We start from the raw sequence: 20164 nt of genomic DNA, 5'->3' as shown, positions 1-20164 counted from the left end.
GCAGGCGGTAGAAACGATTCCACCGCCTGCACCTAATAAACCTCAATATGCGAATTTAACCACCTAAAAACCGATCGTGAATTCGCATCGTCAGCGAGTCCACATCGCGTGCAAATTCCGGCTGTGCGGCAGCACAAAGGGCCGCACTCCCCACCACATAAAATCAAACATCTTCAATAATCACGGACATATTAATATAAAGCCAAAAGTTCATGTCCAAATAACCACAAAGAATTAAAGTAATTTAAAATCATTGCCGATTCTATATAGATAACCACCTTAAAAATTAATTGAAGATGATTAGTCTAAATAACTTTGTTGGCACCACGAATATTGATGTTAGAGACACAGCGAAAACCAACTCGTCGGCGGCAACCAGCGAGACACCAAACAAAACAGCATCGTCTGTACCATCAAATGAGTCAGCAACAAAAGATAAAAGCAGCGTATCGTCACTGGCGCGTCAGTTGAGTGATGCCGCAGCACGCGCAGAAGCAAGAGATGCCAGTCATAGCCGTAGCGAGCTGGCATCGTATGCACAGTCTGTTATTCAGGAGTTGGCTGGCGTCAGTTACATAAACAGCCACAAAACACATGCTGAAGAATTACCCGCCACTGACGATCCCGAATTGCTTGCACGAGCCAAACAAGCTAATGATTTCGCTAATGGCCGCGGTACAAACCCCTTTAAAGGGCTATCTCGCGATCAGCTCGCGCTCATTACTTATGACGACAGCAATACTTTTACCGTCAACGAGCGCAGGGCAGCATTACATGAATCAAACGAACAGGAGAGCGCTTGGAGCCATTGGGTGGTAGCGAAAAGTAAACAAGAATGGAATCAAGGGGAATTTAAACAAACAGAATTCTTCAAGCTCGTTCTGAAACACTACGAGGACTTACCGCGAATCGAACAGGTACAGGCTCCCGCCAACTACGAATCTCGGCTCAACCATCTGATAGCAATGGATTACAACTTTGTAACCGGTGAATCAGGAAAAAATGCAAACCCGCTGAACAGTCTGTTCGATTTGCTTTTACCGCGTAATATCGAACAAGGTGCTTTACAAAAGCCAGAGTCAGATTAAAGAAAGGAAATTAAAAGAGAGGATGAAAAAATTGGAGCGGGAAACGAGACTCGAACTCGCGACCCCGACCTTGGCAAGGTCGTGCTCTACCAACTGAGCTATTCCCGCATATCGGACAGACACTAACAGGCGTTACGTCTGATTACTGCACACAGTTTGTATGGTGACAAACTGTGATAAAACTTGGAGCGGGAAACGAGACTCGAACTCGCGACCCCGACCTTGGCAAGGTCGTGCTCTACCAACTGAGCTATTCCCGCTCGGGAAATCTGCATACGATGTTAAAGTTCTTTAATTGAAATTCTTCATCGGTATGGGGTGCGCATTATACGAGAAATCCGTTTAACCGCAAGCCCCCGAAAATGAAAAATCGTCTGACTGCTGATAAAAGCGACATCATGGCGTAAATATCAGCAAATCGGGGCGTATCTATAACCCTACCGGCTCGCTTCACCTACAATCGCAGAAAATTCTCACGGTAATAGACCAGCTCTGCCAGTGATTCGCGAATATCGTCCATCGCCTGATGCGTGCCTTGCTTCTTAAAGCCCGCCATGATTTCCGGCTTCCAGCGTCGCGCCAGCTCTTTGAGCGTGCTGACATCCAAATAGCGATAGTGGAAGTAGGCTTCCAACTCAGGCATATAGCGGAACAGGAAACGGCGATCCTGGCCGATACTGTTACCACAGATCGGCGATTTACCGGCCGGTACCCATTTTTGTAAAAATGCCAGCGTTTCCAGCTCGGCGGCATGTTCGTCCATGGTGCTGGCTTTAACGCGGTCCGTTAGGCCGCTCGAACCGTGCGTACGCACATTCCAGTCATCCATCAGCGCTAATTGGCTATCTGGCTGATGCACCGCCAGTACCGGCCCTTCAGCCAACACGTTCAAATTTGCATCCGTAACCAAGGTTGCGATCTCAATGATGCGATCGTGATCCGGGTTCAGGCCGGTCATCTCAAGATCGATCCAGATCAGGTTATTTTCATCTACCATCGTGGGAGTTCCTGTTGCATTGTGCTCTGTCGTCGATACAAGGATACCAGTATCAATCTCAATACTGATACCGACAAGGTGGTATCAGTTAATTAAAATCAAATAGGGTGTATTATACACCCTAAATAATTCGAGTTGCAGGAAGGCGGCGACACAGTGAATCCTCAGGAGCTTACACCAGTAAGTGACTGGGGTGAGCGAGGAAGCCAACGCACATGCAGCTTGAAGTATGACGGGTATAGTCTGTTAAAACGCGGCGGGCGATAACGCACTGCCGCGAACGATAAATCGTCTTAAGTGAGGCTCAGTGAGCAAAAAGAAACTGTCGAAAGGTCAGCAGCGTCGGGTTAGCGCAAACCACCAGCGTCGCCTGAAAAAAACGGAAAGCAAAGTCGAATGGGAAGATAGTCAACTGGGTGACGCGCAGGAAGGTATCATCATCAGTCGATTCGGCATGCATGCCGATGTAGAAGCCACCGATGGCGTGGTGCACCGCTGCAACATTCGTCGGACCCTTTCATCGCTGGTAACGGGCGACCGCGTCGTTTGGCGGCCCGGCCATGAGTCGCTCGCTGGCATCAGCGGGATCGTGGAAGCCGTTCACCCTCGTCATTCAGTTCTGACACGCCCTGACTATTACGATGGCATTAAACCGATCGCGGCCAATATCGATCAGATCGTGATCGTTTCAGCGATCTTGCCTGAACTGTCTCTGAACATTATCGATCGCTATCTGGTCGCCTGCGAAACGCTGGAGATCGAGCCGCTGATCGTGCTGAACAAAATTGATCTGCTGGATGATAAATCTCGCCAGTTTGTCGATGAATTGATGGATATTTACCGCGCGCTCAAGTATCGCGTGTTGATGGTTTCCAGCCATACTCAACAGGGTATTTCCGAACTGGAGCAGGCCTTAACTGACCGTATCAGCATTTTCGCCGGGCAATCAGGCGTAGGGAAATCCAGCCTGCTTAACGCGCTGCTCGCGCTGGGTGAAGAACGCATTTTGGTAAATGAGGTTTCCGATAACTCAGGATTGGGACAACACACCACCACTGCCTCCCGGCTTTACCACTTCCCGCACGGCGGTGACGTCATCGACTCACCTGGCGTGCGCGAATTTGGGCTGTGGCATCTGGAACCCGAACAGGTTACTAGTGGTTTCATTGAGTTACGTGAATACATCGGCTCGTGCAAATTCCGCGATTGTAAGCACGAAAACGATCCAGGCTGTGCGATTAACGCCGCACGTGAGCGCGGAGATATTGCTACAGAGCGCTTTGATAACTATCACCGGATTCTCGAAAGCATGGCGCAAGTAAAAACGCGTAAAGGCTTTTCGGATACAGATAACTGACATTTATCATGACCGTCGTTACAATGCGCCCCCTTTGAGGGTAAGTGAATCCGCTTACTCTCTTTCTGGGTTACCGTCGGCAGTGCTAAGCGTGTTTCTCGGAAAGCTTATTTTATGGCGCACTATTAACCCAAGAGGCTCACTGTGCTGGATAATATCAAGATCAAATTACAGTATTGGCTTCCCAAGATCTGGCTGACCCGCTTAGCGGGCTGGGGAGCAAATAAGCGTGCGGGAAAACTCACCAAGCTGGTGATCGATCTGTTTGTCCGCCAATACCACGTCAACATGCAGGAAGCGCTGCAACCGGATACCGCATCCTACCGCACGTTTAACGAATTTTTCGTTCGCCCTCTTCGTCCTGGTATTCGTCCTGTCGATCCCCATGCGCATCGGCTGGTACAACCCGCAGACGGCGTGCTGTCGCAGTTTGGTCCGATTACTGACGGCAAACTGATTCAGGCGAAGCATCACGATTACACACTGGAAGCGCTGCTGGCTGGCAACTATGTGATGGCCGACCTGTTCCGCGACGGCCTGTTTGCCACCATTTATCTTTCGCCGCGTGATTATCACCGTCTCCACATGCCGTGTGACGGCGTATTGCGTGAAATGATTTATGTCCCGGGCGACCTGTTCTCCGTCAACCTGCTGACGGCAGATAACGTGCCTAATCTGTTTGCGCGTAACGAACGTGTCATTTGCCTGTTTGATACTGAGTTTGGCCCGTTGGCACAGATTCTGGTCGGCGCGACCATTGTCGGCAGCATCGAAACCGTGTGGGCAGGCGTGGTGACGCCACCGCGTGAAGGCATCATCAAACGTTGGACTTACCCACAAGCGGGTGAAGAAGGCGCAGTGGTGCTGGCGAAAGGCGAAGAAATGGGCCGCTTCAAGCTGGGTTCAACCGTGATTAACCTGTTTGCCACAGGCAATAATCTCCAGTTTGCCGCACACCTGAATACCCTGAGCGTGACCCGTATGGGTGAACCGTTTGCCGAAGTCCGTCAGGATGAGCCAACGCCCGTTGTCTTCCCAGAGGACACCGAGCTGGAAGAAAATGGCACCGTGCAGACGGGCCACCAGCCCGACGCGCCGTAAATAATGTTCGATCTTTGTTGTTTGTAAAAAGGTAGCTAACGTGCGTTTGATTCTGACTTTTCTTCTGGGATGTTTATTATCAACCGCCGCGTTGGCTGCCACTGTGCCCAATGAGGCGCAGTTACGCCAGCAGCTACAGCAGGCGGAAGCCAACAAAGGTGCAGCCGATCAGGCGAAAGTCGTTGAGGAATATCAGGCTGCGCTGAATACCTTACAGGATCGCAAAGAAGCGCAGGAACGCGCCACGCAGTATCAACGCGTCATCGATGATTTCCCCAAGCTGGTTCAAGAGCTACGTCGCCAGCTTAATGCCGAAGACGGCAAACCGTCGTCGATTTCAGAAAACCTCTCCAGTAACGATCTCGAACAACAGTTGCTACAAGCGAGCAGCCAACTGTTGGAACAAGCCCGCCAACTCCAGCAAGAGCAGGATCGACTGCGTGAAATCGGTGATTCACTGAGCCAGCTTCCGCAACAGCAAACTGAAGCCAGCCGCATGCAAAGCGAGGCGGAACGCCGTATTCAGTCTCTCGGTACACCCGCCACGCCGCTGGGACAAGCACAACTCGTCGCACTTCAGGCCGAATCCGCCCTACGTAAAAGTCGGGTGGACGAGCTGGAGTTGGCACAGCTTTCAGCCAGTAACCGTCAGGAGCTATCTCGGCTACGCGTCGATCTGTATAAAAAGCGTCATGACAGGCTGGATATGCTGCAACAAGATTTACGTAGCCGACTCAACAATCTCCGCCAGCGTGAAGCCGAGCAAGCATTAGAACGCACCGAGCTTCTCGCTGAACAAAGTGGTGATTTACCCGCCATCATCAGCAAGCAACTACAGGTTAACCGCGAGCTCTCCGTCGCGCTGAATCAACAGGCGCAGCGGATGGATCTTATTGCTTCTCAGCAGCGTCAGGCCGCGACGCACACGATCCAGGTCCGTCAAGCGCTAAGCACCATCCGCGAACAGGCCCAGTGGCTCGGCGTTTCACCGATATTGGGGGAAACGTTACGCGCACAGATCGCCCGCCTGCCGGAAATGCCCAAGCCTCAGTTACTGGATAGCGATATGGCGCAGCTACGCGTACAGCGGCTGCACTTTGAAGACCTGATCAACAAACCGCAAGATCTTGATAACGCCAAGCAGGATAGCGGCGATCCGTTGACCAGCGCACAACAGCGTATTCTGACCGATCAGATGCGTACCCAGCGCGATCTGCTGACGTCGCTGATCTCTGGCTGTGATTCACAGATACTGGAACTCACCAAACTCAAAGTCGCCAATAACCAACTGGCGGATGCTTTGACCGAAACGCGCGAAGCAGCCCACCGCGATTTGTTCTGGGTTGCTGATGTTGAGCCCGTGACGTTCACCTATCCGCTCAAGCTGGTGCAGGATCTGACGCGTCTGCTGTCATTGGATACACTGACGCAGTTGGGTAGTGCGTTAGTGATGATGGTGACCAGTCAGGAAACCGTGCTGCCGCTGCTGGGCGCACTACTGTTGGTTGGCTTCAGTATCAGTTCCCGGCGTCACTATCATGCGTTTATGGAGCGTGCTAGCAGCCGTGTCGGCAAGGTCACGCTCGATCACTTTATGCTGACGCTGCGTACCGTGTTCTGGTCTCTCCTTACCGCCCTGCCACTGCCGGTACTCTGGGCAGCGCTGGGCTACGGGCTGCAAAATGCCTGGCCCTACCCGATTGCCGTCGCCATCGGCGACAGCGTCACCGCCACCGTGCCGTTAATGTGGCTGGTGATGATCAGTGCCTCGTTCTCACACCCGCAGGGGCTATTTATTGTCCACTTCCGCTGGTCGCCAGAGCACGTAGCCAGAGCGATGCGCTATTATCGCCTCTCCATCGCCTTTATCGTACCGCTGATTATGGCGCTGATTACCTTCGATAAACTCAACGATCGCGAGTTCTCTAGCACACTGGGGCGGCTCTGCTTCATCCTTCTCTGTATGGCGTTGAGTCTGGTCACGGCCGGATTAAAACGCGCCGGTATCCCGCTGTATCTGGACAAAGAAGGCTCGGGAGAAAATTCCGTTAACCGCGCGATGTGGAACATACTGATCGGCGTGCCGCTCGTTGCTGCGCTGGCCTCCTGCATTGGCTATCTGGCGACCGCACAGGCACTATTAGCGCGACTGGAAACCTCCGTCTCGATCTGGTTCTTCCTGCTGGTGGTTTACCACATTATTCGCCGTTGGATGCTGATTCAGCGACGTCGCATCGCCTTCGACCGCGCCAAGCAACGACGTTCGGAAATTCTGGCGCAACGTGCCAAAGGCGAAGAAGAGGCGCAGCCTACCTCGTCCCATGAAAGCAGTTCGGAAGCCGTCGAAGAGCCCGTCGTCGATCTGGATGCGATCAGCGCTAAATCCTTGCAGTTGGTGCGATCCATTCTGACGCTGATCGCTCTGGTTTCCGTGATCGCACTGTGGTCAGAAATTCATTCGGCCTTCGCATTTCTAGAGAACATCAGCCTCTGGGATGTCTCCAGCACGGTTAAAGGTGTCGAAAGCGTGCAGGCGATTACGCTGGGATCGGTACTGATCGCCATTCTGATCTTCATTATTACCGCACAGCTAGTGCATAACCTGCCCGCCCTGCTGGAGCTGGCGATCTTACAGCATCTGGATCTGTCGCCGGGCAGCGGCTACGCGATTACCACCATCAGCAAATATATTCTGATGCTGATCGGCTGTCTGATGGGGTTCTCGCTTATCGGGATCGAATGGTCGAAACTGCAATGGCTGGTTGCCGCATTGGGGGTAGGACTCGGGTTCGGCTTGCAGGAGATCTTCGCTAATTTCATCTCCGGCCTGATCATCCTGTTTGAGAAACCAATCCGCATCGGCGATACAGTCACGATCCGCGATCTCACGGGGAGCGTCATGCGCATTAATACCCGTGCTACCACCATTTCCGACTGGGATCGCAAAGAGATCATCGTGCCGAATAAAGCGTTTATCACCGAGCAGTTTATCAACTGGTCGCTGTCGGACTCCGTCACCCGTGTGGTGCTGACCGTACCGGCTCCGGCGAACGCAAACAGTCAGGAAGTGACTGAGCTACTTATGGATGCAGTAAAGCGTTGTTCGCTGATCCTCGATACGCCAGAGCCTGAAGCCTTCCTCGTCGATCTACAGCAGGGGATTCAAATTTTCGAGCTGCGCGTTTTCGCCGCCGAAATGGGGCACCGTATGCCGCTGCGCCATGAACTGCATCAGTTGATTCTGGAAAACTACCGCAAGCACAATCTGGAGCTTCCTTTCCCACCGTTCCAGGTGAAAATGGACAATCTGTCGCGCAGTGGGAAAACGCTGACGCCACGGCAGCGAACGCCGGGCAGCTTATAAGAAAGAAAAACGGGCGGTGGTCAGATATGACGCCGCCCTGCATCAGGATTGTTTTACATCGAGATTGATGACATGAAAATTGTTACGCGCGCTCTACGGAGAACGCAATCACGTCACTCAGGCTTTCAGCCTTCAATGCCAGCATGACCAAACGATCCACTCCCAGCGCCACACCGGAACACTCCGGCAGACCGTGTTTCAACGCCGCCAGCAGGTTCTCATCAATCGGCTGCTGTGGCAGGCCACGCGCTGCTCGCTTGCGGTTATCCTGCTCGAAACGCTGGCGCTGCTCATCGGCATCGGTTAATTCACGGAAGCCATTCGCCAGCTCAATCCCTTTGAAATAGACTTCAAAACGCTCGGCAACACGGTGGTCTTCCGAGCTGATCTCTGCCAGCGAGGCTTGCGTTGCTGGGAAATGGTAGACAAACGCCGGCTTGTCGCGCCCGATGTTCGGCTCAACGCCGAAGGTAAACAGCATTTGCACCAGCGAATCGCGATCGTCTTCACGGCAGGCAACATCGCCCAGCCCAAGCTTTTCTGCCGCTTCACGCAACTGCGCTTTATCGACAGACAGAGGATCAATTTCCAGGTGGCGTAAAAATGCCTGCTGATAGGAGAGCATTTCCGCGCTTTCACAATCCAGCACCTGTTGTAACAGGTCATCAACCTCATTCATCAGGCGATACATATCATAATGAGGGCGATACCATTCCAACATCGTGAACTCAGGGTTGTGGTGTCGGCCTGATTCTTCGTTGCGGAAACTACGGCATAGTTGAAAGATCGGCCCACTACCGGCAGCCAGCAGACGTTTCATGTGGTATTCCGGGCTGGTCATCAAATACAGCGTCATGCCATCCGCAGCGCCGGGACCAACGAAGCGGGTTTGGAACGGGTATAAGAAAACATCCGTTACCGTGGCCTGACTCATCGCCGGTGTTTCAACTTCAAGCACCCCACGATCGGTGAAGAAACGTCGGACAGCCGCAACTATCGACGCTCTTTTCAACAAATTAGCGACAGAAGCACTAGGTTGCCAACTTGTCGTCTCGCTCATGGTTCTTACTCCAAAGTCAAAATAGGGGGTGCAGTCTACCCGCATCAGCCCAAATTTCCAGCGGAAAAAGTGCCACAGCGGGTTTTCGCAATGCATATTCTTTTCTTCAGGAGGAGACGATGAAGGTAGCAGCCACAAATTATATCTAGTGAATCATTTTTTTATATCCCTCTCAAAAGGGTTATTAAAGAAATAAAAGCATTATTTCCCCGTAAATAAGTCTTTCGATCACGTTTTTATCAATAAATACGGTACCCGCTGAAAAAACCACAAAATGCAGGATCACATCAAATTTCGTCTACCTATAATTCGGTATAATCATTCCCACACAAAAATTATAGGTTTATCTATTCTTTATACGTCTATCACACAATTTTAAGCAGGTTTGATATTAAGCTCAGATATAAAGACAGAAACGGATAGATATTATTTTTTTATTTTAACTTAATTAACTTAAGTAACTGGAGGAATGCATTGCAAACCTTTAACGCCGATTTGGCCATTATTGGGGCCGGGGGAGCTGGCCTTCGAGCGGCAATTGCTGCTGCAGAAGCCAATCCCCAACTGAAAATAGCGCTGATATCAAAAGTCTATCCAATGCGTAGCCATACCGTGGCAGCAGAAGGTGGATCGGCAGCGGTAACTCAGGAACACGATAGCTTCGATTATCACTTCAACGACACCGTATCCGGTGGCGACTGGTTGTGTGAACAAGACGTGGTGGATCACTTCGTCAAACACTGCCCAGAAGAGATGATTCAACTGGAACAGTGGGGCTGCCCTTGGAGCCGTAAACCAGATGGTTCTGTCAACGTTCGCCGCTTTGGCGGAATGAAGATTGAACGCACCTGGTTTGCCGCCGATAAAACCGGCTTCCACATGCTGCATACGCTGTTCCAAACCTCCCTTAAATATCCACAAATCCAACGTTTCGATGAGCACTTTGTCCTCGACGTTCTGGTCGATGACGGCCAGGCACGCGGTCTCGTTGCCATCAATATGATGGAAGGTTCACTGATTCAGATCCGTGCTAACGCCGTGGTACTGGCAACCGGTGGCGCAGGTCGCGTGTACCGTTACAACACCAATGGCGGTATCGTCACGGGCGACGGCATGGGCATGGCGTTCCGCCACGGCGTGCCGCTGCGTGATATGGAGTTCGTGCAGTATCACCCAACAGGTTTGCCCGGTTCCGGTATTCTGATGACCGAAGGCTGCCGCGGCGAAGGTGGCATCATGGTCAACAAAGACGGCTACCGCTATCTGCAAGACTACGGTATGGGCCCAGAAACGCCGCTGGGCGAACCGAAAAACAAATATATGGAGCTAGGCCCGCGCGATAAAGTATCGCAAGCGTTCTGGCACGAATGGCGCGCAGGACGTACGGTTTCAACCCCGCTGGGCGATGTGGTTTACCTTGACCTGCGCCACCTCGGCGAGAAAAAACTCAAGGAGCGTCTGCCGTTCATCTGCGAACTGGCAAAAGCCTATGTTGGCGTCGACCCCGTGAAGGAACCCATTCCCATCCGTCCTACTGCACACTATACGATGGGCGGCATTGAAACCGATCAGAACTGCGAGACCCGCATCAAAGGCCTGTTTGCTGTCGGCGAATGTTCTTCTGTTGGTCTGCATGGGGCAAACCGTCTGGGCTCCAACTCGCTGGCTGAACTGGTGGTCTTCGGTCGCGTTGCAGGCGAGCATGCCGTACAACGCGCACAGGCGACAGCACCAGCCAACGGTGCGGCGCTGGACGCACAAACACGCGATATCGAACAGCGCCTGCATGACCTGATGAATCAGGAAGGCACCGAAAGCTGGGCGAAAATCCGCGACGAAATGGGCATGTCGATGGAGGAAGGCTGTGGCATTTACCGCACCACCGACCTGATGCAAAAAACTGTCGATAAGATGGCGGAGCTGAAAGAACGCTTTAAACGCGTGAAAATCACCGACCGCTCCAGCGTGTTCAACACCGATCTGCTGTACACCGTTGAACTGGGCCACAGCCTGGATGTTGCGGAATGTATGGCGCACTCGGCAATCAACCGTAAAGAATCCCGTGGCGCACACCAGCGTCTGGATGACGGATGCACCGAACGTGATGACGTCAACTTCCTGAAGCATACGCTGGCCTTCTATAACCCGGAAGGTGCACCTCGTTTGGAGTATAGCGATGTGAAGATTACCAAACTGCCACCGGCTAAACGCGTATACGGTGCAGAAGGTGATGCACAGGAAGGTAGCAAGAAGGAGCAGGCGAATGGCTGAGATGATCAAAACCCTGAAAATGGATGTCATGCGCTATAACCCTGAACAGGACAGCGAACCGTATTTTGAGACGTTCGATGTCCCGTACAACACGCAGACGTCCCTGCTGGATGCGCTGGGTTATATCAAAGATAACCTGGCACCGGACCTCTCTTACCGCTGGTCCTGCCGTATGGCGATCTGTGGCTCCTGCGGCATGATGGTGAATAAGGTCCCAAAATTGGCCTGTAAAACCTTTCTGCGTGAATACACGAACGGTCTGAAGGTCGAAGCACTGGGCAACTTTCCTATCGAGCGCGATCTGGTGGTCGATATGACTCACTTCATCGAGAGTCTGGAAGCCATCAAGCCATATATCATCGGCAACGATCGTAAACCTGCTGACGGCCCGAACAATCAGACCCCAGCGCAAATGGCGAAGTATCACCAGTTCTCCGGCTGTATTAACTGCGGTCTGTGCTATGCGGCGTGTCCGCAGTTTGGTTTGAATCCTGAGTTCATCGGCCCGGCAGCGATTACGCTGGCACACCGTTATAACCTGGACAACCGCGATCGCGGCAAGAAAGAGCGTATGGCGCAGTTGAACGGTAATAACGGCGTCTGGTCCTGTACGTTTGTGGGCTACTGCTCAGAAGTGTGTCCGAAGCACGTCGACCCTGCCGCCGCCATCCAGCAAGGTAAAGTCGAAAGCGCGAAAGACTTCATGATCGCCATGCTGAAACCACAATAAGGGGGGACAATGATGACAACTAAACGTAAAGCGTATGTTCGCGGTATGTCGCCAACCTGGTGGCAAAAGCTGGGATTCTATCGCTTTTATATGTTGCGTGAAGGGACTGCCGTTCCTGCCGTCTGGTTTAGCATCGTTCTGATGTGTGGCGTCTTCGCACTGAAAAACGGGCCTGAGGGCTGGGCAAACTTCGTCAGCTTCCTGCAAAACCCGCTGGTACTGCTGATTAATATCGTGGCTCTACTGGCTGCCGCGCTGCACACCAAAACCTGGTTTGAGCTGGCACCGAAGGCCAGCATCATCGTCATTAAAGACGAAAAAATGGGACCGGAGCCAATCATTAAAGGGCTTTGGGCTGTCACCGTCGTGGTAACCGTAGCCGTTCTGGCGATCGCCTTACTATTCTGAACAGGAGAAATAACGTGATTAACCCAACGCCAAAACGTTCCGACGAGCCTCCCTTCTGGGGCCTGTTCGGTGCAGGTGGGATGTGGAGCGCGTTCTTCGCTCCAGTAATCATCCTGCTGGTCGGTGTAATGCTGCCTCTGGGGTTGTTCCCAGACGCGCTAACTTACGAACGCATCGCCACGTTCAGCCAGAGCTTTATCGGCCGCGTATTTTTACTGCTGATGATTGTGCTGCCGCTCTGGTGTGGCCTGCACCGTATCCACCACGCGATGCATGATCTGAAAATCCACGTTCCCGCCGGAAAATGGGTATTCTACGGTCTGGCAGCAATCCTGACTGTCGTTACCGTCATCGGTGTCGTTACGCTGTAGCTGTAGCTGTAGATGCAACACCGCACTTAACGGCCTGTGATATCGCAGGCCGCTTTATTTCCCCGCCTGAGTACGTCCATCGTCTACACTGGAACAAAGATTAAACCAATGAGACGTCAATATGGTGCGCTTTAACGCTATTCGCTTTAATACAACGTTCTTCAAATCTCTTATCTTCAAAATCAGACGATATGGGAAAACATGTGTTGCTGTTCTGGTAGCACTCTTCTCTGTCGCCTGTAGCGTAACACCACCTGATAACGTCAGCGTTGTGGAAAACGTTGACGTCAATCGTTACCTCGGCACATGGTATGAAATCGCCCGTCTCGACCACCGCTTTGAACGCAATCTGGAACGCGTGACGGCAACCTACAGCCTACGGGATGACGGCGGAGTCAAAGTCATCAATCGCGGCTTTAACGTCAAAAAGCAGGAATGGAAAGAAAGCATCGGAAAAGCGTATTTCACGGGATCGCCCCAGCGTGGGGCGCTAAAAGTGTCATTCTTCGGGCCGTTCTATGGCGGTTACAACATCATTGAACTGGATGACGACTACCGCTACGCCCTGATTTGCGGGCCGAACCGTGACTACCTATGGATCCTCTCACGCACGCCAACGTTGGATACTGCGACACGCGATAAATTGGTCGCCACGGCCAAACGCTACGGCTTCCCAACAGAGGCGCTGATCTGGGTCAACCAGTAATCCAATCGTACTGCTCGCAACACAGGGGATAATCGATGGGGTTATCCCATAATCTTATCGCGAAACATAAAGAAAACCGCACCCAGCAGGCATAACCCTGCCCAAATATAATCGGTACGGAACGGTTCTTTTAAAATAAACATGGAGAAAGGGATAAATACGGAAAGGCTGATCACTTCCTGCAATATTTTCAATTGACCGGCAGAGGCGACCTGATAACCAATCCTATTTGCAGGCACCTGCAAGAGGTATTCGAATAATGCGATACCCCAACTGATCAACGCAGCAATTATCCAGGTTCGGCCGCTGAAATAGCGTAAATGCCCATACCAAGCGAACGTCATAAATATATTGCTCAACGTCAGCATGCCGACAGTAATGAAAAGAGGCGACATTATTACTTCTCCGAGTGAACCACTTTCACATTATCTCGCCACGGGGAAGAAAACACCATCACGGCATTTTCTTCCACTCGGAAAAGTTATTACGACTTATTTCTATTGGGCGCTGCGCTGAATAGCCTTCCCACCCGCTTCAACATCTTGTCCAACACCTCGGGTGGTATTACACCCAACTACTGCAGAGAGAATAACCAGAGAGAAAATGGTAACAAATGCTTTCTTCAACATACTCGATTCCTTCTTTATGAGAGTAGGATTTAAACGGTACGAAAGTGACTACTTTCTAAGCGTAGCCAATTTTGATGCTTGTGGAGGTTTTTTCGGATGAGGAGAAAAACAAGAGGGAGTGATTTAAGTCAGTCACGGGATCAAAAAGGCCGCCCTCACAGAAGGCGACCTTTTTCGCATTAATTACTTAACGCGTGAAACGTATTCGCCAGAACGCGTGTCAACTCTGACAACTTCGCCGATCTGTACGAACAATGGCACTTTAACCACGGCACCGGTGCTCAGCGTTGCTGGTTTACCACCTGTTCCTGCGGTATCGCCTTTCAGACCTGGATCGGTATCGGTAATTTCAGCTTCGATGAAGTTCGGTGGCAGAACGGTAATCGGGCGACCATCCCACAGCGTAACGATACATTCTGCGTTGTCTTGTAGCCATTTTGCAGAATCACCAACGGTCTTATCTTCAACCTGATGCTGTTCAAACGTCTCAGGGTGCATGAAGTGGTAGAACTCGCCGTCGTTATACAGGTAGTTCATGTTGGTATCAACGACGTCGGCACCTTCTGCTGAGTCAGTAGATTTGAAGGTTTTTTCAACGCGAGAACCCGTCAACAAGCGACGCATTTTTACACGAGCAAAAGCCTGGCCTTTACCCGGCTTCACAAACTCACTGGATTCGATGGCATACGGTTCGCCTTCGAACATGATTTTAAGACCGGAACGGAAATCGTTGCTAGAATAAGTCGCCATAAAGGCCCTCTACAATTTAACACTGGTACGAAGCCAAAAAAATGGCACACATTGTAACCCTAAATATACCTTCCAGAGAAGATTGGTTGCAGCAACTTGCAGACGTAATTACCGATCCTGATGAATTACTGCAACTTTTGGCACTGAACGATCACGCTAAACTCCGCCAAGGTACTGATGCACGCAGGCTTTTTGCTCTGCGTGTACCGCGCGCATTCGCTGCACGGATGCAAAAAGGGGATCCTGACGATCCGCTGCTGCTCCAGGTATTGACCGCACGCGAGGAGTTTATTGCCACGCCAGGCTTCACCCACGATCCGCTTGATGAGCAACACAGCGTCGTCCCTGGGCTACTACACAAATACCACAACCGCGCCCTGCTGCTGGTTAAAGGCGGCTGCGCGGTAAACTGCCGCTACTGCTTCCGCCGCCATTTCCCATATCAGGATAATCAGGGCAATAAGGCAAACTGGCGTCAGGCGCTGGATTATATCCGCCAGCACCCTGAGCTGAATGAAATCATTTTTTCCGGTGGCGACCCACTGATGGCCAAAGACCACGAATTGGACTGGCTGATCACCGAACTGGAACACATCCCACATCTGAAACGCCTGCGTATTCACAGCCGTTTGCCTGTGGTGATCCCCGCCCGTATTACCGATGCGCTGTGCGATCGTCTATCACGCAGTTCACTTCAGGTACTGCTGGTGACGCATATTAACCATCCGCAGGAAATCGATCCTGATTTAACACAAAGTATGGCGCGTTTACGCCGTGCAGGCGTGACGTTACTCAACCAAAGCGTGCTGCTGCGTGGGGTAAATGATAGCGCTGAGACGCTGGCTCAGCTCAGTAATGCATTATTTGACGCAGGTATTCTCCCTTATTACCTACACGTGCTGGATAAAGTACAGGGGGCAGCCCATTTTCTGGTGGATGACAACGAAGCGCGAGTCTTAGTCAAAGCATTAATGAAAAAGGTATCCGGCTATCTGGTGCCGCGTCTGGCGCGGGAAATCGGTGGGGAAGCCAGTAAAACGCCGCTGGATTTAGGGATGAAGCAGCATCAGGACGACACTGAACAATGACGTTGTTCAATTCGTTAAGAACCCGGTGAGAGCGACGCTCTCACCGGGTTTCTTTTTAGCTTAAGGACACTTGTAAACGCTACCGTTCATCTTGCTGTCCAGCGGCGCAAAGCTTGACCAGAAGGTTTCACTCGGGCTGGTGGCACCATAGATGGTATTGCCGCCCATCGCCGCCGCTTTATTACGCAGATCGTTCGCCGCGCCGCGCATAGCACTACCGCCGCCATGGTTGCCCGCCAGCCAGTTCGACTGGCTACCGCTAACTTGCCCTAATAGTTGGCATTCGCTTCCTGGCTTGGTATCCGTGAACGTCACGGCCTGCCCAGCGGTGCTGAGTTGACTGGTGCTGCTGCACCCCGCCAGCAAGACTGCCGCTGATAGCCCCAACAAAATACGAACCTGCATTTCTTCCTCCTTGCGATTGAAAAACCAAAGGGCACAGGCCCGATTAGTTACGCCACGCCTTAAAGCGGTTGATCAGCCCGTTGGTAGAACTGTCATGGCTGTCGATCGTACTGTCATTTTCCAGCTCTGGCAGAATGCGGTTTGCCAGTTGTTTACCTAATTCCACGCCCCATTGATCGAACGTGAAGATGTTCAGGATCGCGCCCTGAGTAAAGATCTTGTGCTCATACAGTGCAATCAACGCGCCTAAACTATACGGGGTAATTTCGCGCAGCAAGATCGAGTTGGTCGGGCGATTACCTTCAAATACCTTAAACGGTGCGACGTGTTCCACGTCTTTGGCACTTTTACCCGCCGCCGCAAATTCTGCTTCCACTACGTCACGGCTCTTACCGAATGCCAGCGCTTCCGTCTGTGCAAAGAAGTTCGACAGCAGCTTGCTATGGTGATCGCTCAATGGGTTATGGCTGGTTGCTGGTGCGATGAAATCACACGGAACCAGCTTGGTGCCCTGATGGATCAACTGGTAGAACGCATGTTGGCCGTTCGTGCCCGGCTCACCCCAGATAATCGGCCCAGTCTGGTAATCCACCGGATTGCCATTGCGATCGGCTGATTTCCCGTTGGATTCCATATTTCCCTGTTGGAAATAAGCAGCAAAGCGGTGCATGTATTGGTCATACGGCAGAATCGCCTCGGTTTCCGCACCGAAGAAATTGTTGTACCAAATACCGATCAGCGCCAGCAGCACGGGCAGGTTTTTCTCCGCAGGCGTGGAGGCAAAGTGCTTATCCATCGCGTGCGCACCGCTAAGCAATTTTTCAAAGTTCTCAAAGCCGAGAGAAAGAATGATCGACAGCCCAATCGCAGACCACAGGGAGTAGCGTCCACCGACCCAATCCCAGAATTCGAACATGTTGTTGGTATCAATACCAAATTCACCGACGGCTTTCGCGTTGGTGGACAAGGCAGCAAAGTGCTTGGCAACGTGTTTCTCGTCCTGCGCCGTTTTCAGGAACCAGTCACGCGCGCTGTGCGCGTTGGTCATGGTTTCCTGGGTGGTGAAGGTTTTAGAGGCAACAAGGAACAGCGTGGTTTCCGGGTTCAGAGGCTTCAACGTTTCAGCAATATGCGTGCCGTCAACGTTGGAGACAAAATGCATGTTGAGGTGATTCTTATAAGGCTTCAACGCTTCCGTTACCATGAACGGACCTAGGTCAGAGCCACCGATACCGATGTTGACCACGTCGGTGATCGTTTTTCCGGTATAACCCTTCCACTCACCGCCAATCACGCGCTCGCTGAAATCCTTCATCTTCGCCAGCACTGCGTTGACTTCCGGCATCACATCTTTGCCATCTACCAGAATCGGCGTGTTGCTACGGTTACGCAGGGCGACGTGCAGAACGGCGCGATCTTCCGTGCGGTTGATTTTCTCGCCGGCAAACATGGACTGAATGGCCGCAGACAGGTCGGTTTCCCGCGCCAGTGCGTGCAATTTATCCATGGTTTCCGCCGTGATGCGGTTTTTGGAGTAATCCACCAGCATCTGATCGTCGAACGTCGCGGAAAAATGCGCAAAACGGTCGCTATCCTGTGCAAACAGCTCGCTAATTTGCACGTCTTTCAGCGCGTCAAAATGGGTTTGTAATGCCTGCCAGGCGGCAGTTTGGCTTGGATTGATATTTTTCATAATGCGACTTTCTCTCTAAGCATGAGTTCAAAGTGACTGAATCGATTGTATCCCTTAAAATCCCGATTGAGATCCCTTTTCTTGCTAAAAGCGATTTATGCCCTGTAGTTCACTGACAGATGGTTTACTGACAGATTGTTTATTGACAGAAACCGCATAACCCGTTATTTCTAACACCGTACTTGCACACTCGGTGTGCAAGCCAGAAGAGGCGCGTCGCCCAGGTAAGATATCGGAGGAACCGTAATCCGCTGATGGTATCTGAGGGGGAGCGACGCCGAGATGAGGTGAAGTACGGCTTTCACCCTATCGACTACAGAGGCTGAATCCTCTGGGTTGTCACCAGATTCGTCCTGATGGACGTTCAGCAAGGTGGAGCGCTTCTGGGTGTATCGTAGCGATTGTCTACGCCTGCCCCCAACTTACCGCCCTCCCCCTGTGCCAAGGCTGATTTAATGGAATGCTGTTTACTGAAAACAGCCTACCCTGACACGAGGTTTTTTGACATGTCTGCAACTGAAGTATCCGCAAACGCGAATTCTACCGTTATTGCCAAATTTGGCGGCACCAGCGTGGCGGACTTTGACGCCATGAATCGTAGCGCCGATGTGGTGTTATCTAATCCGAATGTACGCGTTGTCGTGCTATCGGCATCGGCGGGTATCACCAATTTATTGGTCGCACTCGCGGAAGGCCAGACGCCGGAAACGCGCGTCGAACATCTGGCGAAGATCCGCCAAATCCAATACGCCATTATCGACAAGCTGACCAATCAGAGCGTTATTCGTGATGAAATTGATCGCATGTTAGATAGCGTCACCACGCTGTCTGAAGCCGCGGCGCTCGCGACGTCCAACGCCCTGACCGATGAACTGGTCAGCCATGGCGAACTGATGTCTACCCTGCTGTTTGTTGAGATCCTTCGCCAGCGCGATGTGGTGGCTGAGTGGTTCGATGTACGTAAAATCATGCGTACCGACGATCATTTTGGTCGCGCACAGCCGGATTGCGATGTACTGGGCGAACTGACTCGCAGCCAGTTGCAACCACGCCTTGAACAAGGTCTGGTGATTACTCAGGGCTTTATCGGCAGCGAAGCAAAAGGCCGTACAACCACACTGGGTCGCGGCGGTAGCGATTATACGGCGGCACTGCTGGGCGAAGCGCTCAACGTCAGCCGGATTGATATCTGGACCGATGTTCCCGGCATCTACACCACCGATCCACGCGTCGTGCCGACAGCAAAACGCATCGACCAAATCATGTTTGAAGAAGCCGCCGAAATGGCAACATTTGGCGCGAAAGTCCTGCACCCAGCCACGCTGCTGCCTGCGGTGCGTAGCGATATCCCAGTGTTCGTCGGCTCCAGCAAAGATCCAGCCGCAGGCGGGACGCTGGTATGCAACAAAACAGAAAATCCGCCGCTGTTCCGCGCGCTGGCACTGCGTCGTAAGCAAACGTTGCTCACGCTGCACAGCCTTAACATGCTGCACACTCGCGGTTTTCTGGCTGAAGTATTCAGTATTTTGGCCCGTCACAACATCTCCGTTGACCTGATCACCACATCAGAAGTCAACGTGGCCCTGACACTTGATACCACCGGCTCCACCTCAACGGGCGACAGCCTGCTGTCCAGCGCCTTGCTGACCGAGCTGTCATCGCTGTGTCGGGTTGAGGTTGAAGAGAATCTGTCGCTGGTCGCGCTGATCGGCAACAAGCTATCTCAAGCCTGTGGCGTAGGGAAAGAAGTATTTGGCGTGCTGGAACCTTTCCGCATTCGCCTGATCTGCTACGGTGCCAGCAGCAACAACTTGTGCTTCCTGGTACCGGGTGATGACGCCGAGCGAGTGGTACAGACGCTGCACCGCAGCCTATTCGAGTAGATTCACAACGTCTAGTCGGTCTCCTCGTCATATGTTATGGGAACGCGATTTTGCCGTTATCCGGCGTAAAAATTATGCTGAGGAGATAGCAGGCTTAGGATGAGCCGCATGGACGCGGCGAAAGCTTGCGCCACGCCGGACAAAAACGTCAGAGACGTTTTTGAACAGCACTTGTGCTGGCCCGAAGGGTGAGCCCCATTATTTATGGGGCGAGTAAGCGTGTCGCAAGCGGTCCGTTAAGCCTGATATCGACGAAGGCACCG

General features: G+C 52.1%; 18 protein-coding genes, 2 tRNA genes and 1 riboswitch. Of the genes, 11 read left to right on the top strand and 9 right to left on the bottom strand.

All coding sequences use genetic code 11. The features are described from left to right. Nucleotides 1-296: 296 nt before the first annotated feature. Complete coding sequence (locus A8F97_RS21875) at nucleotides 297-1088, top strand: hypothetical protein (RefSeq protein WP_033072192.1); 792 nt, start codon at nucleotides 297-299, stop codon at nucleotides 1086-1088. A 32-nt stretch (nucleotides 1089-1120) separates the two neighbouring features. Here the strand turns inward: A8F97_RS21875 and A8F97_RS21870 are convergent. From A8F97_RS21870 to orn, 3 genes are all read right to left on the bottom strand, one after another. Beyond that, nucleotides 1121-1196: transfer RNA gene (locus A8F97_RS21870), tRNA-Gly, on the bottom strand. 76 nt (nucleotides 1197-1272) lie between these two features. Continuing rightward, nucleotides 1273-1348: transfer RNA gene (locus tag A8F97_RS21865), tRNA-Gly, on the bottom strand. Between the two features lie 194 nt (nucleotides 1349-1542). Beyond that, nucleotides 1543-2085, bottom strand: coding sequence for an oligoribonuclease (gene orn, locus A8F97_RS21860; RefSeq protein ID WP_014701576.1), 543 nt, complete (start codon nucleotides 2083-2085; stop codon nucleotides 1543-1545). 307 nt (nucleotides 2086-2392) lie between these two features. Between orn and rsgA the strand changes: the two genes are divergently transcribed. From rsgA to mscM, 3 genes are all read left to right on the top strand, one after another. Beyond that, nucleotides 2393-3442, top strand: a complete 1050-nt coding sequence (rsgA, locus tag A8F97_RS21855) for a small ribosomal subunit biogenesis GTPase RsgA (RefSeq protein ID WP_014701577.1) — start codon at nucleotides 2393-2395, stop codon at nucleotides 3440-3442. 144 nt (nucleotides 3443-3586) lie between these two features. Next, nucleotides 3587-4543 carry an archaetidylserine decarboxylase gene (asd, locus tag A8F97_RS21850; RefSeq protein ID WP_014701578.1) on the top strand — a complete coding sequence of 319 codons (957 nt, stop codon included), beginning with the start codon at nucleotides 3587-3589 and terminating at the stop codon, nucleotides 4541-4543. A gap of 40 nt (nucleotides 4544-4583) precedes the next feature. After that, complete coding sequence (gene mscM / locus A8F97_RS21845) at nucleotides 4584-7907, top strand: miniconductance mechanosensitive channel MscM (protein WP_014701579.1); 3324 nt, start codon at nucleotides 4584-4586, stop codon at nucleotides 7905-7907. An 82-nt stretch (nucleotides 7908-7989) separates the two neighbouring features. Here mscM and epmA read toward each other — a convergent pair whose 3' ends face one another. Then, nucleotides 7990-8967, bottom strand: a complete 978-nt coding sequence (gene epmA / locus A8F97_RS21840) for an elongation factor P--(R)-beta-lysine ligase (RefSeq protein ID WP_025920290.1) — start codon at nucleotides 8965-8967, stop codon at nucleotides 7990-7992. A gap of 474 nt (nucleotides 8968-9441) precedes the next feature. Here epmA and frdA point away from each other — a divergent pair, with 474 nt between their 5' ends. From frdA to blc, 5 genes are all read left to right on the top strand, one after another. Continuing rightward, the gene (frdA, locus tag A8F97_RS21835) at nucleotides 9442-11238 is read left to right on the top strand and encodes a fumarate reductase (quinol) flavoprotein subunit (protein ID WP_014701581.1); all 1797 of its coding nucleotides are present in this window, start codon (nucleotides 9442-9444) and stop codon (nucleotides 11236-11238) included. Further along, on the top strand, nucleotides 11231-11968 hold the full coding sequence (locus A8F97_RS21830; protein ID WP_014701582.1) for a succinate dehydrogenase/fumarate reductase iron-sulfur subunit: 738 nt from the start codon (nucleotides 11231-11233) through the stop codon (nucleotides 11966-11968). The genes frdA and A8F97_RS21830 overlap by 8 nt, the downstream gene beginning before the upstream one ends. 12 nt (nucleotides 11969-11980) lie before the next feature. Beyond that, nucleotides 11981-12376: a fumarate reductase subunit FrdC gene (gene frdC / locus A8F97_RS21825; protein WP_025920292.1), complete on the top strand. Its 396-nt coding sequence runs from the start codon at nucleotides 11981-11983 to the stop codon at nucleotides 12374-12376. Nucleotides 12377-12390: 14 nt separating this feature from the next. Further along, on the top strand, nucleotides 12391-12747 hold the full coding sequence (gene frdD / locus A8F97_RS21820; RefSeq protein WP_014701584.1) for a fumarate reductase subunit FrdD: 357 nt from the start codon (nucleotides 12391-12393) through the stop codon (nucleotides 12745-12747). 121 nt (nucleotides 12748-12868) lie between these two features. Beyond that, complete coding sequence (gene blc / locus A8F97_RS21815) at nucleotides 12869-13453, top strand: outer membrane lipoprotein Blc (RefSeq protein WP_033072193.1); 585 nt, start codon at nucleotides 12869-12871, stop codon at nucleotides 13451-13453. Between the two features lie 41 nt (nucleotides 13454-13494). On the opposite strand, the gene A8F97_RS21810 is transcribed toward blc, so the two are convergent. The 3 genes from A8F97_RS21810 to efp all read right to left on the bottom strand — a co-directional run bounded on the left by A8F97_RS21810 (nucleotide 13495) and on the right by efp (nucleotide 14832). Further along, a complete protein-coding gene (locus A8F97_RS21810) occupies nucleotides 13495-13848 on the bottom strand; it encodes a DMT family protein (protein WP_005972979.1) in 354 nt (117 codons plus the stop codon). A gap of 102 nt (nucleotides 13849-13950) precedes the next feature. Beyond that, the gene (locus A8F97_RS21805; protein ID WP_014701586.1) at nucleotides 13951-14082 is read right to left on the bottom strand and encodes an entericidin A/B family lipoprotein; all 132 of its coding nucleotides are present in this window, start codon (nucleotides 14080-14082) and stop codon (nucleotides 13951-13953) included. A gap of 183 nt (nucleotides 14083-14265) precedes the next feature. After that, nucleotides 14266-14832 carry an elongation factor P gene (efp, locus tag A8F97_RS21800; RefSeq protein WP_014701587.1) on the bottom strand — a complete coding sequence of 189 codons (567 nt, stop codon included), beginning with the start codon at nucleotides 14830-14832 and terminating at the stop codon, nucleotides 14266-14268. Nucleotides 14833-14873: 41 nt separating this feature from the next. On the opposite strand from efp, the gene epmB reads away from it, so the two are divergent. After that, on the top strand, nucleotides 14874-15920 hold the full coding sequence (epmB, locus tag A8F97_RS21795) for an EF-P beta-lysylation protein EpmB (RefSeq protein WP_015731315.1): 1047 nt from the start codon (nucleotides 14874-14876) through the stop codon (nucleotides 15918-15920). A 60-nt stretch (nucleotides 15921-15980) separates the two neighbouring features. On the opposite strand, the gene A8F97_RS21790 is transcribed toward epmB, so the two are convergent. After that, complete coding sequence (locus tag A8F97_RS21790) at nucleotides 15981-16325, bottom strand: DUF4156 domain-containing protein (RefSeq protein WP_014701589.1); 345 nt, start codon at nucleotides 16323-16325, stop codon at nucleotides 15981-15983. Nucleotides 16326-16368: 43 nt separating this feature from the next. Next, nucleotides 16369-18018, bottom strand: coding sequence for a glucose-6-phosphate isomerase (gene pgi / locus A8F97_RS21785; protein WP_015731316.1), 1650 nt, complete (start codon nucleotides 18016-18018; stop codon nucleotides 16369-16371). A 198-nt stretch (nucleotides 18019-18216) separates the two neighbouring features. Beyond that, nucleotides 18217-18409: riboswitch (Lysine riboswitch) on the top strand. A 115-nt stretch (nucleotides 18410-18524) separates the two neighbouring features. Here pgi and lysC point away from each other — a divergent pair. Then, the gene (gene lysC / locus A8F97_RS21780; protein ID WP_014701591.1) at nucleotides 18525-19901 is read left to right on the top strand and encodes a lysine-sensitive aspartokinase 3; all 1377 of its coding nucleotides are present in this window, start codon (nucleotides 18525-18527) and stop codon (nucleotides 19899-19901) included. The last annotated feature ends 263 nt before the right edge of the window (nucleotides 19902-20164 follow it).

This window comes from Pectobacterium parmentieri, from assembly GCF_001742145.1.
Taxonomy (GTDB): domain Bacteria; phylum Pseudomonadota; class Gammaproteobacteria; order Enterobacterales; family Enterobacteriaceae; genus Pectobacterium; species Pectobacterium parmentieri.
The sequence above is the reverse complement of the archived record's forward strand: the minus strand, read 5'-3'. Positions and strand labels throughout refer to the sequence as shown.